The 15657-nt window shown below is 66.1% G+C and carries 18 protein-coding genes and 1 tRNA gene; 9 read left to right on the top strand and 10 right to left on the bottom strand.

Annotation, left to right across the window (positions count from 1 at the left end; translation table 11 throughout):
- The first annotated feature begins 3 nt into the window (after positions 1 to 3).
- Positions 4 to 957 carry a heparan-alpha-glucosaminide N-acetyltransferase gene (locus tag C0R46_RS05330; protein ID WP_245413410.1) on the top strand — a complete coding sequence of 318 codons (954 nt, stop codon included), beginning with the start codon at positions 4 to 6 and terminating at the stop codon, positions 955 to 957.
- 18 nt (positions 958 to 975) lie between these two features.
- Here C0R46_RS05330 and C0R46_RS05335 read toward each other — a convergent pair whose 3' ends face one another.
- Both C0R46_RS05335 and mgtE read right to left on the bottom strand, forming a co-directional pair.
- Positions 976 to 1368, bottom strand: coding sequence for a MerR family transcriptional regulator (locus C0R46_RS05335; protein WP_102958485.1), 393 nt, complete (start codon positions 1366 to 1368; stop codon positions 976 to 978).
- A gap of 92 nt (positions 1369 to 1460) precedes the next feature.
- Positions 1461 to 2876 carry a magnesium transporter gene (gene mgtE / locus C0R46_RS05340; protein ID WP_102958486.1) on the bottom strand — a complete coding sequence of 472 codons (1416 nt, stop codon included), beginning with the start codon at positions 2874 to 2876 and terminating at the stop codon, positions 1461 to 1463.
- A gap of 265 nt (positions 2877 to 3141) precedes the next feature.
- Between mgtE and C0R46_RS20920 the strand changes: the two genes are divergently transcribed.
- Entirely contained in the window at positions 3142 to 3288 is a 147-nt protein-coding gene (locus tag C0R46_RS20920) for a hypothetical protein (RefSeq protein WP_198598233.1), read from the top strand.
- 254 nt (positions 3289 to 3542) lie between these two features.
- Here the strand turns inward: C0R46_RS20920 and C0R46_RS05345 are convergent, their stop codons facing one another.
- Positions 3543 to 3731, bottom strand: coding sequence for a hypothetical protein (locus tag C0R46_RS05345; protein WP_102958487.1), 189 nt, complete (start codon positions 3729 to 3731; stop codon positions 3543 to 3545).
- A gap of 419 nt (positions 3732 to 4150) precedes the next feature.
- Here C0R46_RS05345 and C0R46_RS05350 point away from each other — a divergent pair, with 419 nt between their 5' ends.
- The gene (locus C0R46_RS05350) at positions 4151 to 4336 is read left to right on the top strand and encodes a hypothetical protein (protein WP_102958488.1); all 186 of its coding nucleotides are present in this window, start codon (positions 4151 to 4153) and stop codon (positions 4334 to 4336) included.
- A 300-nt stretch (positions 4337 to 4636) separates the two neighbouring features.
- Here the strand turns inward: C0R46_RS05350 and C0R46_RS05355 are convergent.
- Positions 4637 to 4721, bottom strand: a tRNA-Leu gene (locus tag C0R46_RS05355).
- Positions 4722 to 4992: 271 nt separating this feature from the next.
- Here C0R46_RS05355 and lipB point away from each other — a divergent pair.
- Positions 4993 to 5748 (top strand): lipoyl(octanoyl) transferase LipB, encoded by a 756-nt coding sequence (gene lipB / locus C0R46_RS05360; RefSeq protein WP_425349851.1) that lies wholly within the window; start codon positions 4993 to 4995, stop codon positions 5746 to 5748.
- A gap of 31 nt (positions 5749 to 5779) precedes the next feature.
- On the opposite strand, the gene C0R46_RS05365 is transcribed toward lipB, so the two are convergent.
- A complete protein-coding gene (locus C0R46_RS05365) occupies positions 5780 to 6100 on the bottom strand; it encodes an acylphosphatase (RefSeq protein ID WP_245413411.1) in 321 nt (106 codons plus the stop codon).
- A 219-nt stretch (positions 6101 to 6319) separates the two neighbouring features.
- Between C0R46_RS05365 and C0R46_RS05370 the strand changes: the two genes are divergently transcribed.
- The 5 genes from C0R46_RS05370 (at position 6320) to C0R46_RS05390 (ending at position 11238) form a co-directional block, all read left to right on the top strand.
- A complete protein-coding gene (locus C0R46_RS05370; protein WP_102958491.1) occupies positions 6320 to 6772 on the top strand; it encodes a YaiI/YqxD family protein in 453 nt (150 codons plus the stop codon).
- A 194-nt stretch (positions 6773 to 6966) separates the two neighbouring features.
- A complete protein-coding gene (locus C0R46_RS05375; protein ID WP_102958492.1) occupies positions 6967 to 7785 on the top strand; it encodes a cytochrome b/b6 domain-containing protein in 819 nt (272 codons plus the stop codon).
- Positions 7782 to 8573: a molybdopterin-dependent oxidoreductase gene (locus tag C0R46_RS05380; RefSeq protein WP_102958493.1), complete on the top strand. Its 792-nt coding sequence runs from the start codon at positions 7782 to 7784 to the stop codon at positions 8571 to 8573. Before C0R46_RS05375 ends, C0R46_RS05380 begins: the two co-directional genes overlap by 4 nt.
- 135 nt (positions 8574 to 8708) lie before the next feature.
- Positions 8709 to 9233 carry a putative pterin-binding protein gene (locus tag C0R46_RS05385; protein ID WP_198598234.1) on the top strand — a complete coding sequence of 175 codons (525 nt, stop codon included), beginning with the start codon at positions 8709 to 8711 and terminating at the stop codon, positions 9231 to 9233.
- A gap of 31 nt (positions 9234 to 9264) precedes the next feature.
- The gene (locus C0R46_RS05390; protein ID WP_102958494.1) at positions 9265 to 11238 is read left to right on the top strand and encodes a putative bifunctional diguanylate cyclase/phosphodiesterase; all 1974 of its coding nucleotides are present in this window, start codon (positions 9265 to 9267) and stop codon (positions 11236 to 11238) included.
- 31 nt (positions 11239 to 11269) lie between these two features.
- On the opposite strand, the gene C0R46_RS05395 is transcribed toward C0R46_RS05390, so the two are convergent.
- The 5 genes from C0R46_RS05395 to C0R46_RS05415 all read right to left on the bottom strand — a co-directional run bounded on the left by C0R46_RS05395 (position 11270) and on the right by C0R46_RS05415 (position 15644).
- Positions 11270 to 11974, bottom strand: a complete 705-nt coding sequence (locus C0R46_RS05395) for an ATP12 family chaperone protein (protein ID WP_102958495.1) — start codon at positions 11972 to 11974, stop codon at positions 11270 to 11272.
- Positions 11975 to 12065: 91 nt separating this feature from the next.
- Positions 12066 to 12788 carry an HAD-IA family hydrolase gene (locus C0R46_RS05400; protein ID WP_102958496.1) on the bottom strand — a complete coding sequence of 241 codons (723 nt, stop codon included), beginning with the start codon at positions 12786 to 12788 and terminating at the stop codon, positions 12066 to 12068.
- The gene (locus tag C0R46_RS05405; protein ID WP_102958497.1) at positions 12788 to 13768 is read right to left on the bottom strand and encodes an RluA family pseudouridine synthase; all 981 of its coding nucleotides are present in this window, start codon (positions 13766 to 13768) and stop codon (positions 12788 to 12790) included. The genes C0R46_RS05400 and C0R46_RS05405 overlap by 1 nt, the downstream gene beginning before the upstream one ends.
- A gap of 124 nt (positions 13769 to 13892) precedes the next feature.
- Entirely contained in the window at positions 13893 to 14270 is a 378-nt protein-coding gene (crcB, locus tag C0R46_RS05410) for a fluoride efflux transporter CrcB (RefSeq protein ID WP_102958498.1), read from the bottom strand.
- Positions 14271 to 14336: 66 nt separating this feature from the next.
- On the bottom strand, positions 14337 to 15644 hold the full coding sequence (locus C0R46_RS05415) for a replication-associated recombination protein A (protein WP_102958631.1): 1308 nt from the start codon (positions 15642 to 15644) through the stop codon (positions 14337 to 14339).
- Between the last annotated feature and the right edge of the window lie 13 nt (positions 15645 to 15657).

A 15657-nucleotide genomic window follows, 5' to 3' on the forward strand; every position in this document is an offset into this window, starting at 1 on the left:
GCCTTGTCCCCAGCCGAATTCAAGCCGGTGCGCCGCCGCATCGACAGCCTGGACATCGCGCGCACGCTCGCGCTGATCGCCATGGCCGTCTACCACTTCACCTGGGACCTCGAATTCTTCGGCTATGTCGCGCGCGGGCTGACAGGCCATGGCGGCTGGAAGCTGTTTGCCCGGGGCATTGCGTCGAGCTTCCTGTTCCTCGTTGGCGTCAGTCTCGTCCTCGCCCACGCCCGCGGCATCCGCTGGCGCCCCTTCGCCAAGCGCCTCGCCCAGGTCGTGGCGGGCGCGGCCGCGATCACTGTGGTGACCTACTTCACCACGCCGAACGCCTTCGTCTTCTTCGGCATCCTGCATCAGATCGCCTTTGCCAGCCTCGTCGGCCTCCTCTTCCTCCGCCTGCCGTTTCCGATCACGGCCCTTCTCGGCGCCGCGATCATCGCCACCCCCTTCCTCGTCTCGACGCCGCTCACCAACAGCCGGTGGCTCGCCTGGATCGGCCTTCCCGAACGCCAGCCGCTATCAAATGATCTCGTCCCGGTGCTCCCCTGGTTCGGGGTCGTGCTGCTCGGCATCGCCTTTGCCCGGCTGGCGCAGCGGGTCGGCTGGATCGAGAAGCTGCGGGCGCTCGGTCCCGCGCCGCGCTGGCTGCAGCCGGCCGCCCTTCTCGGCCGCCACACGCTGCTCTTCTACCTCCTGCACCAGCCGATCCTGTTTGGTCTGGTCTGGGCTTTCGCGCAAGTCGCGCCGCCGGACCCGATCCAGCGCTTCCAGGCGGATTGCCGGCAGTCCTGTCTCGTGGAACGCGATGCCGCCTTCTGCGACCGCTACTGCGCCTGCGCTCAGGCGGATCTCGCCAGCCGCAAGCTGCTGGACCGGCTGATGAACGGATCGCTGGGCGAGGCCGACCGCGATGCGGTGCGGGAGGTCGTCGAGGAATGCTCGTTCGGCGCCCGCTGAACGGCAGAGATCGATCGGTCAGCTGTGCGGCGCTACGCCGAGCTCGGCCATGCGCGTCAGGCAGGCCTCTTCGGCCGCGTCCAGCTCGCGCAGCAGCTCCTCGATATCGCGGCGCTTCTGCTCCAGCTCGCGGCGCTTCTCCCCGACCCGGCGCACGATGGTGCGCAGCTGCCCGCCCTCGCCCGGCGGATTCTTGTACATCTGCATGATCTCGCGGATCTCCGCGATGGAGAAGCCGAGCCGCTTGCCGCGCAGGATGTTCTTCAGGAGCTGCCGGTCCGAATGGCGGAACAGGCGCGTGCGGCCCCGCCGGATCGGGGCGATCAGCCCCTCGTCCTCGTAAAAGCGGATGGTGCGCGTCGAAATGTCGAACTCCCGGGTGAGCTCGGTGATCGTATAATAGTCGCGCATGCGGTCTCCGTCGCCCTGGCGGTCGGTGACGACAGTCACATGCCGGATTTACGTAAAAGTCAATTTTTCAGCTGACGGCATATGCGTGGACCTCAGTGCGCGAAGCCGAACCACCAGGTCGCCAGCCCAAGGAACGAGAAGAAGCCGACGACGTCCGTCACCGCCGTGACGAAGACCGCCGAGGCGATCGCGGGGTCGGCGCCGAAGCGGTCCAGCAGCAGCGGGATCATGATCCCCGCGAGTGCAGCGGCGAGCATGTTGATGATCATCGCCGCGGCGATGATGCCGCCGATCTGCGTGCTGGAGAACCACCAGGCGGCCACCATCCCGATCAGCAGCGCGAAAATGACGCCGTTGATGAAGCCGACGCCGACCTCGCGGCGGATGATGCGAGCGGCGTTGTAGATGTCGAGGTCGCGGGTCGCCAGCGCCCGCACCGTCACGGTCATCGTCTGCGATCCGGCATTCCCGCCCATGCCGGCGACGATCGGCATCAGCACGGCGAGGGCCACGATCTGCTGGATGGTGGCGTCGAAGATCTGGATGACCGATGCCGCCAGAAACGCCGTCAGCAGGTTCACCAGCAGCCACGGCACGCGCGAGCGCGAGGTCGTCAGCACCGTGTCGGAAATCTCTTCGTCGCCGACGCCGCCGAGGCGCAGGATATCCTCCTCGGCCTCTTCCTGGAGGACGTCGACGATGTCGTCGATGGTGAGGATGCCGACGAGCCGCTCGTTCTCGTCGACCACGGCGGCGGACAGAAGATCGTATTGCTGGAAGATCTGCGCCGCTTCTTCCTGATCCATCACGGCCGGAACGGCGTGGCGCGTCTCATGCATGATCTCCTCGATCTTCTCGGGACGCTTGGTCCGCAAGATCTGGTCGAGGTCGACGGCGCCCATCAGCTTGAACGAGGGATCGACGACGAAGATCTGCGAGAAGCGCTCCGGCAGATCCTCGTCCTCGCGCATGTAGTCGATGGTCTGGCCGACGGTCCAGAACGGCGGCACCGCGACGAATTCCGTCTGCATGCGGCGGCCGGCCGACTCCTCGGGATATTCCAGCGAGCGCCGCAGGCGCACGCGCTCACGGAACGGCAGCCGCTCCAGGATCTCCTGGCGGTCTTCCTCGTCGAGATCCTCGAGAATGTAGACGGCATCGTCCGAATCGAGCTCGCGGACCGCCTCGGCGATCTGCTCGTTCGGCATGGCGTCGACGATCTCGAGGCGGATCGCGTCGTCGATCTGGGTCAGGGCGGTGTAGTCGAACTCGTCGCCCATCAACCGGATGAGCCCCTGACGCTCGTCGGCGTCGAGGCGTTCGATCAGGTCGCCGATTTCCGATTCGTGGAGCTGGCCGACCTCTTCGCGCAGGAAGGCGGCATCCTCGCCCTCGATCGCCGCGCGGACGTCGGTGAGGAAGCCGGCTGCGATGGCGCCGTCCTCGTCGTAGATTTCCGGCCGCGTATCGGATTCGCTGCGCTCGTCCAGGAGCTGTTCTTCAGCCATGAGCCCTCCTGGACACCGGGTTGCGAGAGGTGGTCTAGATCAGTTGCAGCCGGGGTGGAAGCCTTGCGGCGCGGGCAAAGCGCAGCACCGCGTTGCCCTGGCGCGTCGACCACTGGCCGGGCGCCGGAGCCATCCCACTTACGTGTTGATGATGACATCTGGGCGTCATCGTCATCGGGTCATCGGAGGTTCTGGTGCAGCGCCGCAAGCGGCTGTAGCGTAAGCGCTGCTGGACTCGCCGCGGGCGCCCACCTATGCCCGCTGCATGAGCAAGAACGCGCTGTACCTCGTCATCGGCGGCCTGATCGTGGCCGTCATCGCCCTCGGCATCTATGTCTACCGGGAAGAGTCCAAGCCGGACGGCATCGAGCTCAACATCGGCGAGCGTGGCGTTTCGGTCGAGACGAACTGACGCCTCGCGGTTCCGCTATGGAGCCGCCGACCTCGTCGGAACGATGGCGATGCATTTGCAGAGCGACCAGCCTTCCATCGGCTGATCCGAGGGCGTTCTCGTCGCTTGAGGAGATGTGCGGTCAAGAACGCAGTTCGGGGCCTCGATGGCCTCCGATCGGATTTTGCCTCGAGTCCGGCGCCGCTGGCGCCGGATCACGCATGCAGCGTTCCGCATCGCCGAACCGCTGCGAAGCCTGGTGCGGTCGCCGGCGATCAACCCGCCTTGGAAAGCTTCATCACCATCTGCTCGTATTCCATGCGCTTCGCAAACTCCGCCTTCTGGTGGTTCCAGCCGGCCATCCAACCCTTGAAGGCCTCGCTCCCCGGCGTGTGAGGGCAGCGGTCGCGCTCAATCCCGCGATTGAATGCACGAGCCCCTTCGGTCCTGTGAAGATCATCCATAGTGCTGCCTCCTTCGGTTCGGGAACAGTGTGCCGGGGCCAGCCTGCGTGAAGCTTTCAATCGTTTAGCAGGAGGGCCTGCCCCCGCTTTGCTTTGAAAGGCTCATGGCGCCTCAGCCCCGGAATTCCTGTCTTCACCGCGCCTGAAGCGGTGCGGAGGACCGGACAGGCGCGTCCTTTTGCCGCCGGTCTGGTGCTTCGGACGCAGGAAGGTCGGATGGGTCGGCCTTCCGCACGCGGCCATCCCGACAGCACTGACGGCCCGTCCCTCCGTGGTGGAGAAACGACGCACCTCCGAACGCGCGGTCCAGACCGAAATCTGTGGGTGATGGTCGAAGAACGGGACTCTCCGGAGCCGGTGACTCGACGTCTTGCTCCGCGCCATGAGAGCTTCGTCTTGGCGGACTCAGGAGAGCAGCGATGACGCAGGCGGCAATGAAAATCGAAACGAGCGACCTCGACGATGTCGTCGACCAGATCCTGACGGCAGCGGGCGGCGATGTCCGCGCCGCGATCCTCGGCCTCGTGCGGCGGCAGCACGAGTTGGTCGCCGAGACCCGGCGCAGCGTCTCCGCCGGCTATGTCCGGCGCGGCCTGCGGTCGTAGGTCGATCGAACAGGCGGCTCAGGCCGCCGGGGCTGGAGCGGCCTGCCTCGATCGCATCAGGGATGCCGATCGAACCGCAGGCTGGTCTCGCCGGCGCGGCCGACGCGAATGTGCGCCCCGCCCAGCTGGCTGGCGTCACAGCTTCGCTCAACACTCGGACTGAGGACCGTCGGCGTCTTACAAGAGATTTCGTCGGGAAGCTTACCGGGGATGCAGCCTGAACGTCTGATCCCCGCACCTTGGTAGCGGTGCGGGCTGGAGGTTAAAGAACCTCAACAGAAGCAGCATCTTGAAGATGGCTGGTGCGGTCGAGAAGACTCGAACTTCCACGGGTTGCCCCACAGCGACCTCAACGCTGCGCGTCTACCAATTCCGCCACGACCGCACGCCGTGACCCGGTTAAAGCAACCGGGCGAACCGGTCTGTCCGACCGGCTGCGGGCATGTAACAAACCCGCCTGCGGGGCACAAGCACTTTCACCGCCCGCGCTGCTCTTTTGCGACTAAGGCGTCGAAAGCCCTGGGTGGGGCCGTATAGAGGCCCGAAAAAGTGCGTGTCCCAGGCGTTTGGTGCCGCCCCCCGGCTCCGGCACCGTGCCAATCGCCCACTGCATCACGGCAGGAGACGTTCGGCGGCCAATCGCCTACATGAGAATCATGTCAGACGATGCAGCTCTCCTCCCGGCCCGCCTGTCGGTGGCGCCGACGACCTTCCTGCCGACGACACCCGGCGATCCGGTCGCCTGGGTGATTCTGGATGGGATGACCCCCTATGGCGAGGCCGTCGATTTGATGGACCGGCTCGTCGCGGCGATCGCGGCGGGCGAATCGCCCGAGACCGTGCTGCTGGTCGAACATCCGCCGATCTATACGGCGGGCACCAGCGCCGATCCGAGCGCCCTGCGCGATCCCGGACGCTTCCCTGTCCACCAGACCGGTCGCGGCGGTGAATACACCTATCACGGCCCCGGCCAACGGGTGGCCTATGTCATGCTCGACCTCAAGCGGCGCCGCCAGGACGTGCGCGCCTTCGTGGCGGCCCTTGAGGAATGGCTCATCCGCACCTTGAGTGAGATGCAGATCAAGGGCGAGCGGCGCGAGGATCGGGTCGGGGTCTGGGTGCGTCGGCCGGAGCGGCCCGCGCTCGTTCCCGGCGCCGTGCCGGAGGACAAGATCGCCGCCATCGGCATACGCCTCAGGCGCTGGGTGACGTTCCACGGCATCAGCCTCAACGTCGATCCGGACCTCGAGCATTTCTCCGGCATCGTGCCCTGCGGCGTCAGCGAGCATGGCGTGACGAGCCTGGCCGATCTCGGCATCCTAGCAGGCATGCCGGAGGTGGACGTCATCCTGCGCCAGTGCTTCGAGCAGGTCTTCGGGCCGACGGCGGATGGCACCCTGCCCGAGTCCTGAAGGTTCAATGGCGCGACAGTGCGCCTCAAATCTACAGCGTCGATGCCACGATGAATGCGCCGCCCGGCCGCTCGGTGGCAGGCGCGGCTTCGACACGCTCCACCCGGGCGGCGGCCGGACCTTGCCGCATCAGCGCCAGCATCTCGTTCACCGCGGCTTCATCACCGGCAATGAGGGCTTCGACCCGCCCGTCGCGACGATTGCGCACCCAGCCGGACAGGTTGAGGCGCGTCGCGGCTTGCGCACACCAGGCGCGGTAGCCGACGCCCTGGACACGGCCGGACACCTCGACATGCATTGCATTCATCGACGGCTCTCCACACTGTTCGCCCGTTGTGGCCGTATCGCTCATTACCGACTCCGGCCCGGTGCGATGGCCGTTCAGTCCCGCAGCCGCTGACAGCATTCGGCAAGACGGTATAGGCGGTTCCCGCGCGCTTCGAACGCCGCACGCACTGTCGAACGGCAGTCGGCTCTATGATCGAACGGCCGGCAGACCCTGCTGGTTGCCGCGACATTGCAGCGGGCGCATAAGCGGCTCAGGCGAGACAAGGACGGGGACGAGCAACCGGTGACGACGCTGCTGATCGACGCGGATGCCTGCCCCGTGAAGGACGAAGCGATCGAGATCGCGATGCGGCATGGCCTGGCATGCGTGCTCGTGTCCAATGGCGGCATGCGTCCCTCGCGCTATCCGGATGCCCGCATCGTCACCGTTCCCGAAGGCGCCGACGCGGCCGATGACTGGATCGTCGAGACTGCGGTTGCCGGCGACGTCGTCATCACCGCCGACATCCCGCTCGCCGCCCGGGCGCTGGAAAAGGGTGCTGCCGTGCTGGGACCCTCGGGCCGAGAGTTCACCCCGTCATCCATCGGCACGGCCCTGTCCATGCGCGCCTTCAGCCAGCATCTGCGCGAGACCGGCGAGAGCAAGGGCTACAATGCCAGCTTCACGCCGGCCGACCGCTCCCGCTTTCGCCAGATGCTGGACCAGATCCTGCGGCGCCGCTCCGCTGCCGGTTGAAGCGCTACCGCTAAGTGAATGGCCTTGCTTCCATTCAGCCGCCGATCTTCCGCAAGGGATACCTGCGGATCGCCACCGAACCCGCGGCCCTCCCGCGGTCGTGATGCTTGGGTGCCTTGAACCGTGCGGCACGGTGGCACAACATCGGGCAGACGGAGCGGTGAAGGCCGCGCCGGGATCATGAAGGCCGAGGCGTGACGCTTTTCTCTCCACCGAAAGGACCGCTGATCTATCGGCAGACGCTGACCACCCGCCTTGCGCATTGGCTCTGGGTGGTCTGCCTATTCTTCCTGCTCCTGTCGGGTCTGCAGATCTTCATGGCGCGACCGGACCTTTATATCGGCGTGCAGTCCGGCTTTGCGTTCAACAACAGCGTGCTGTCCATCGGTGCCGAGCCGGCCGCTGGCGGCATTGCCGGCGTCACCACGCTGTTCGGCCACCGCTTCGACACGACGGGCTGGCTCGGCGCTGTCGAGGCCTATGGCGAGTTGAGGCCGCAGACCTTTCCATCCTGGATGATCATCCCGGGCTTTCGCGACCTTGCAACCGGGCGGGTCGTGCACTTTTTCTTCGCTTGGGGGCTGGTCTTCACGCTGCTGTTCTGGCTGCTCGCCAGCCTCGTCAACCGCCATATCCGCCGCGATCTGGCACCGACGCGCGACGATATCAGGGGTCTGCGCCGGGACATTGCCGATCACCTGCGGCTGCGGCTGCCGCACCAGCGCAACTACAATGTGCTGCAGAAGTTCTCCTATCTCGGCGTCCTATTCGTCGCGCTGCCGCTGATGATCGCGACCGGCCTCACCATGTCGCCGGCTTTCAACGCCATCGCGCCGTGGACGCTGGATCTCTTCGGTGGACGGCAGACCGCGCGTACCATCCACTTCGTCGTGATGCTGGCGCTCGTCGGCTTCGTCGTCGTCCACGTCGCCATGATCATACTGGCCGGCCCGATCAACGAGATGCGGTCGATGATCACCGGCTGGTACCGCACGGATCGGGACGAGGCATGACCGACAAAACCTTCATCATGTCGCGCCGCCGGTTCCTGACGGGCGCAGCGGTCGCCGCTTCGAGCCTTCCGCTGTCGGGTTGCTTCGACGACGTGGCCTCGCGCGACAGCGACATTCGCGGTGTGCTGGCCGCCGCCAACTCGCTCACCTATCGCGTCCAGCGTCAGCTGCTCGACACCGGCGCCCTTGCGCCCGAATACAGCGCAAGCGAAATCCGTCAGCCGCAAAGGCCGAATGGCACGGTCGAGCCGCAGGACGATGATTATACCAGCCTCGCGGGCGAGAACTTCAGGACCTACCGCCTCGCCGTTGCGGGCCTCGTCGATTCGCCGCTGTCACTGTCACTGGACGAAATCCGCGCCATGCCGGTGCGCACGCAGATCACCCGACACGACTGTGTGGAAGGCTGGAGCTGCATCGCCAAGTGGACGGGAACGCCGCTCGCCGGCATCCTCAAGGCTGCCAAGGTGAAGCCGGCGGCGCGCTTCGTCGTCTTCACCTGCTTCGACACGATGGAGAACGGCTTCGATGGACCCGTGCGATATTACGAGTCGATCGATCTCGCCGATGCCAATCATGCGCAGACGATCCTCGCCTATGGGTTGAACGATGCGTCGCTTCCGGTGGCCAACGGTGCACCGCTGCGGGTACGGGTCGAGCGGCAGCTGGGTTACAAGATGGCCAAGTACATCAGCGGCATCGTACTGACGGATACGCTCGCAGCTTACGGTGATGGCTTCGGGAGTTACTGGGCCGATCGCGGCTACGACTGGTTCGCCGGCATCTGAGCGCCGCACGTCTCGGATCGGCGTCGAAGTCGTCCGTCGGATCGGCGACGTGCTGTCGTTCGTGTCCCTCATCTCTCATACGAATTATTCATGACCATTGACGCAGAATAGGCACAACTATTCTGAGGACGTGCAATGGCAGCCCATTTCAGCCGCCGCCGCATCATCACTGCCGGCTCGGCAATCGCCGCGGGGCTTCTACTCGCCAGGCGGGCAGCGGCGGCAGTCGCGGCGCCGCACCAGAAGCCGGTGCTGACCATCGGCGGCAAGATCGGCGCTCCCAATGCCGGCGACGCGGCCATCTTCGACATGCCGACGCTGGAATCCCTGGGGACGACGTCCTTCGTCACCGGCAACCCCTGGCAAGACGGTCAGCATACTTTCGAGGGCGTACCGTTGCAGGCCCTGATGGATGCCGTTGAGGCCAAGGGTGATACCCTGCAGGTCACGGCACTGAATTTCTACACAGCCGCCTTCCCGAAGGCGGGGCTGGCCGACGACGGTGTCATCCTCGCCACCAAGTGCGACGGCGCCTACATGCCCGTCAGCGACAAGGGGCCGCTCTTCGTCATTTATCCCTTCGACGACAACACGACCCTGCAGCATCAGATGTATTACACGCGCTGCGTCTGGCAGGTGGCGCGCATCGACATCGTCTGAGCGCGGCGCAGATGATCCGGCGGGCACCCTCATGAAGATCGCGAACCGGTGGGAAGTGCCGCTGATCGCGGCAACGGCCGGCATCGCGCTCGCGGCCGTCTCCGTCCTGTTCCTCAGCGCGCGCTACATCGACAGTATCTCGGCCTCCTCGCAGAACAACGTCGTCTGGGACGTCATGTCCGCGGCGCCAGAGGTTGCCATGCTGCAGACAGCGGTGGCCGAGCGCTTCGTCCCCGGCATTTCGCATGCCGATGACGAGGTGGAGCTACGATTTGCCATCCTGGAGAACCGCGTCAAGATACTGAAGAAAGCGACGTCGACAGCACCTTTCGATGAAGAGAGCCGCGGCCTCGTAACGCTGTTTGCAGGCGTCGTCGACGAGTTGCGGCCACAGATTCAGTCGCTCGACGCGCCGGCGGAAGCAGAGACGATCCTGCGGGAGCTCGATCGGCTGAACAGCCAGACGATCCGTCTCAGTGCGACCGCCACCGCCAGCGCGGCACAGCGGATCGCCACCAACCAGTCTCAGCTATCGACCCTCTTCTGGCTGCTGCTGGCGAAGGTCCTCGCCCTGATCGGGGCTGGCATGGCCCTCATCTTCATGCTGCGTCGCGCTCTGCGGCGCGCCGACAGCCTCGCTCGGGTCGACTTCCTGACGAGACTTCCCAACCGGTTCGCCTTTGGGAAGACGCTGCGGTCGGTCTTTGCGGAGGGCGAGCCGCTGCCCGGCTCGGTGGCCGTGCTGATGTTCGACCTCGACCTCTTCAAGCATGTCAACGACACGCTCGGTCACGCCGCGGGCGACCGGCTCCTGTGCAGCGTGGCCGAGCGGCTGCGTCCGATCCTCGCCGACGCGCTGATGTTCGCGCGGCTGAGCGGCGACGAATTCGCAGTGATCTTCCGGTCTCCGGCTGCCGAGTCGATGGCGCGCCTTGCGGCCCGCCAGATCATCCATGCCTTCGAGAAGCCGTTCGACCTGGAGGAGACTCAAGCCCTGTCCTCGGCAAGCATCGGCGTCGCCGTGCTGTCGCGGGGTGATACGTCCGACGATCTCCTGAAGAATGCCGATCTCGCGCTCTATACGGTGAAGGACGGCCAGCGGAACGGCTTCCGCTTCTACGAATCCTCGATGAAGGAGGCATTCCTCGCTCGCCAGACGCTGGCCAAGGATCTCGAGACGGCGATCGAGCGCGACGAGTTCGAGCTGCGATTCCAACCTGTCGTCAACCTGCATGACGGTCGCACGCGCGCCTTCGAGGCGCTGCTGCGCTGGCAGCATCCCGAGCGCGGCAGCGTGCCGCCGGGCGAGTTCATTCCGGTCGCCGAGGAGACCGGGCAGATCGTGGCGATCGGCGACTGGGTGCTGCGGCGCGCCTGCGAGACCGCGGCGACCTGGCCCGACCATGTCGGCATCACCGTCAATCTTTCGAGCCGGCAGTTCCTGGATTCCAGTCTGCAAGCCAGTATCCTCGACGCACTGGAGACGAGCCGCCTGCGGCCGGAGCGCCTGACGCTGGAGATCACAGAGTCCGTCCTTATCCAGAATGATCAGGCCGTGCTGCTGACGCTGAACGAGCTGCGCCATCTCGGCGTCTGCACGGCGCTCGATGATTTCGGCACCGGCTATGCCTCGCTCAGCTACCTCACCCGCTTCCCCTTCGACATCATCAAGATCGACCAGTCCTTCGTGCGCGGCTCGGCGCGCCAGCAGAACAGCCAGCTGATCGTCCAGTCGATCGCGGATCTCGCCCGCAAGCTCGGGCTGACGACGGTCGCGGAGGGCATCGAGACGGCGGAGCAGTACGAGATGGTCAAGGCCGCCGGCTGCAACCGCGGCCAAGGCTATCTCTTCGACCGGCCGCTGACGCCAGCCGACTGCGCCGCACGGCTATCGCTGGAGGCGATTGCCGCCGTCCCGCGCGGGATGAACGATGCGGCGGTGGCTCAGCCGGCATCGGCAGAGGCTCAGCTTCACGCCAGCGATCAGTCGCGGCTGAGCGCCTGACGTCGTATCAGAGGCGTCGCCGGCCTTGCGGTCAGCCGAGTAGGACCAGCGCAGCGTCCAGCTCGGCACGCCGGGCCGCGCGGCGGGCTTCCGCCTCCTCGTCGGCGCCCCACTGCTCGATGTTCCAGTCTTCATCGAGATGGGCGAGCGTCCATGCCTCGTCGCCGGTCAAACGCTTCTCGGCGACGGCCAGCGCCAGCAGCGCCGAGCCGGTCAGGGTGGTGACCTGATGCAGAGCCGCGACAGCGAACGGATCCTCCAGCGCGTCGATCCGGCGGCGGAAGGCTATGATCGACTCGTCCGGCTGCGCGACATGCATGACGCCTTCGGCAAGATGGAAGCGCACGCCGAGGCGTTCCTCGGCCCAGCGCAGAACAGGATCCCAGCCCTGGCGCTCGCGCTCCGCGAGCTCTGCCGGACTACCGGCGCGATAGAAGAGAAGGTCTGTCTCGATGTAGCGGGCAAGATCGCCCCGAACCTCGTCGGCTCGATCGGCGATGCCATCCACCACAGTGTTGACAAGGCGCGTCAGCGGCATGGTCGCCGGGTCGATCCGCTCGCCCTGCCCCGCCCATTCCGCCGCGATCCGCTCGGCGGCGGCGCGGCCTGGCACCGCCAGCGGGCGGCGGCCGGGCGTCTTGACGCTCCGCCCGTCGAGCAGCACGGCGTAGCCGGCTTCGGTTTCGCCCACCGACACCGAGTCGTAGAACCGCTTTGGCAGTTCCGGACGAACCATGCCGTCATTGCTGCCTGCGCGCTCTTCGCCTGAATCTGATTGCAAGCTCGTTGCCTCAAGCCGTTGATGTATAAGGTCTCGGTCTCAACACTCAGAACGCGCGGCCGGCCAAAGTCGTTGCTGCACCATCGGGTGCAGCGACAGCGCTGCCGGCGTCCAGCCAGGCATCGATAGCGAGCGCCAGGGCGGCGACATTGCTCGCCACCGAAAGGGCCCCGGCGGCAAGCAGCGTCTCGGCCTTGCCCGCACCCCAGGCGACGCCGATCGCATCCGAACCGGCCGCCTTCGCCATCTCGATGTCGTAGACGGCATCACCGATGACGAGGGCATCCCGGGGACGGATCCCCAATGTGTCGCAGCATTCCAGCACCATCGCGGGATGCGGCTTCGACGGGCAGTCGTCGGCGGTGCGAACCACCTGAAAATGATCGGTCAGTCCGTGAGCCGTGCAGATCGCGGTGACGCCGCGGCGGGACTTGCCGGTGACGAGGCCGAGCAGCACCTCCTCGCGGCTTCGCAAGGCATCAAGCATATCGCGCACGCCATCGAAGAGGGTCTCACGGAACTGCGCGTCGTCCCGGGTCGAGCGGAAGGTGCTGCGGTAGGTTTCAGCCATCGCGCCGTGCAACGCCGTCTCGCCGTCCGGATGCAGCCGCGCAATCGCCGTCTCCAGCGATAGGCCGACAATGGCGCGCGTCGCCGCGTCTCCCGGTGCGGGGAGCGCATGCGCGACGAAGACGCGTCGCATTGCCTCGCAGATCAGGCCGAGGGTGTCAGCGATGGTGCCGTCGCAGTCGAACAGGATCGCCCGCATCAGGCGTCTCCCTCCGCCTCGTCGAAGCCGAAGAGGTTCCAGGTCTGCACCATGTGCGGCGGCAGCGGCGCGCTCTGGTCGACGACGCCGCCGTCCGGATGCGGAATGACGATGCGGCGGGCGTGGAGGTGCAGGCGCTTCTGCACGCCGCCGGGGAACTCCCAATTGGTGTCATGCTCGAAATATTTCGGGTCGCCGAGGATCGGATGGCCGATATGGGCGGCGTGGACGCGCAGCTGGTGCGTGCGGCCTGTATAGGGCTCCATTTCCAGCCAGGTGAACTGCTGCCCGACCTGGTCGATGATGCGATAATGCGACAGCGCATGGTCGGCGCCCTCGTCGCCATGCTTGGCAACCCGCATCCGATCACCGTCCGGCGTCTGCTCCTTGACGAGATAGGTGGAGATCCGCCCCTCGCGGGGGTTCGGAACGCCCTTCACCAGCGCCCAGTAGGTCTTCTTGGTGTCACGCTCGCGAAACGCCTTGGTCAGCGCCACGGCCGCACCGCGTGTCTTGGCGACGACGAGAACGCCCGACGTGTCGCGGTCGAGCCGGTGCACCAGGCGCGGCTTCTCGCCCTTCTTGTTGCGCCAGGCTTCCAGCATCTGGTCGACATGCCGTGCAACGCCCGACCCGCCCTGCACGGCAAGGCCAGCCGGCTTGTTGAAGACGATTACCTTGTCGTCCTGATGCAGCAGCATCTGCGCCAGGACATCGTCGTCCTGGCGGTTGCGCATCGTGTTCGCCGTCAGCGGCCCGCTTGCCTTCGCATCGGAATCGATGGGTGGGATGCGGATCACCTGGCCCGGTGCGATGCGCGTGTCCGACTTGGCGCGACCGCCATCGACCCGCACCTGACCCGAGCGCAAGAGCTTCTGGAGATGGCCGAAGCCAAGCCCCGGATAATGCAGCTTGAACCAGCGGTCGAGCCTGAGGCCCGCCTCGTCCGGCTCCACCGTGATCTGCTCGACGCTCGCCATACTCATGCCTCTCGTATCGGGCCGTGAGATAGAGCATTTCCGGCCGATATTGAACCGCTCTGCCGGACAGCATTCGGGCACCGCGAAACAGAACGATTCCGTGTCGGCCGGAAATGCTCTGGCATCAGGCGACGATGCGCGCGAGGGCGAGACCAGCGAACAGCGCCGCGAGGCCGATGATGACGGATGCCGCGACATATGCGAGGGCCGTTATGACCTCGCCGCGCTCGAAGATCACCGCGGCATCAAGCGTCAGCGAAGAGAAGGTGGTGAAGCCGCCGAGGAACCCCGTCGCGACGAGCAGACGCAGCTCGGCGGAGCCGCCGAGGCGGCGCGCCAGCACCTCGATGAAAATGCCCATCAGGAACGAGCCGACGATGTTCACCGTCATCGTTCCCCACGGAAATGCCGATCCGGCAATTCGCGTGCTTGCGACGCTGACGAGGTGCCGGGCGACCGAGCCGACGGCGCCGCCGACCGCAACAAGGAGGATCTGGTTCATCCTGCTTGTGTAGTCGATCAGCCGCCGCGTGCAACGAGCGGAAACGACTCGGCTATCGAAGATCGATTAGTCGTCGAAGGACCGCTCATCCCGCTGCGTCCGTAGCCGCGCCCACTCGGCGAGGCGCTGGCCGATGCGCTGCTCGGCGCCACGATCGGTCGGGCGGTAGAAGCGCTGCCGCTCCATCTCGTCCGGAAAGTAGTTCTGGCCCGAGAAGGCGTCCGGCGCATCGTGGTCATAGGCGTAGCCGGTGCCGTAGCCCTCGTCCTTCATCAACTTGGTCGGGGCATTCAGAATGTGCTTGGGCGGCAGCAGCGAGCCATGCTCCTTGGCCGCCCTCATGGCGCCCTTGAAGGCGACATAGACCGCGTTCGATTTCGGGGCGCTGGCGAGATAGACGGCGGCCTCAGCCAGCGCCAGCTCGCCTTCCGGGGAGCCGAGATAGTCGTAGGCGTCCTTGGCGGCATTGGCGATCACGAGGGCTTGCGGATCGGCGAGCCCGATATCCTCCACCGCCATGCGGACCAGCCGGCGGCCGAGATAAAGTGGGTCCTCGCCGGCATCGAACATCCGGCAGAGCCAGTAGAGCGCCGCATCCGGATCGGATCCCCTCACCGACTTATGGAGCGCCGAGATCAGATTGTAGTGGCCGTCCTGGCTCTTGTCGTAGACGGGCGCACGGCGCTGCACGATCCGCTGCAGAGCGTCGGCATCAAACACCTCGCCGGAGCGGCTGGCGCGCCAGACCTCCTCGGCAAGTGTCAGCACCGCGCGGCCGTCGCCATCGGCCATCCGCAGCAGCACCGCTCGCGCCTCGTCGTCGAGCGGCAAAGGCCGGCCTTCCGCCTCCTCGGCCCGGGCCATCAGCTTTGCCAGGCTCTCAGGACCATGCGAGCGGAAGGTCAGCACCCGCGCGCGCGACAGGAGCGCCGCGTTCAGCTCGAAGGACGGGTTCTCTGTGGTGGCGCCGATCAGCACGACGGTGCCGTCTTCCATCACCGGCAGGAACGAGTCCTGCTGCGCCCGGTTGAAGCGATGGATCTCATCGACGAAGAGCAGCGTCTGGCGCCCGTTCGAGCGGCGCAGCCGTGCCGACTCGAAGACCTTCTTGAGGTCGGCGACGCCGGAGAAGATCGCCGAAATCTGCTCGAAGGCGTAGTCCACCTCGCGGGCCAGCAGCCGCGCCACGGTCGTCTTGCCGGTGCCGGGCGGTCCCCAGAAGATCATCGAGCCTAGCGTGCCGCTCTCCAGCATACGCGACAGCACGCCTTCCGGCCCGGTCAGATGCTCCTGGCCAACGACCTCGGACAGGCGCTGCGGCCGCAGCCGGTCGGCGAGCGGACGCGGAGCCGACACGCGCTCCTGAGGCTGGATCTCCCGCGCCGGA

It is taken from the genome of Mangrovicella endophytica (genome assembly GCF_002893625.1).
GTDB classification, from domain to species: domain Bacteria; phylum Pseudomonadota; class Alphaproteobacteria; order Rhizobiales; family Rhizobiaceae; genus Mangrovicella; species Mangrovicella endophytica.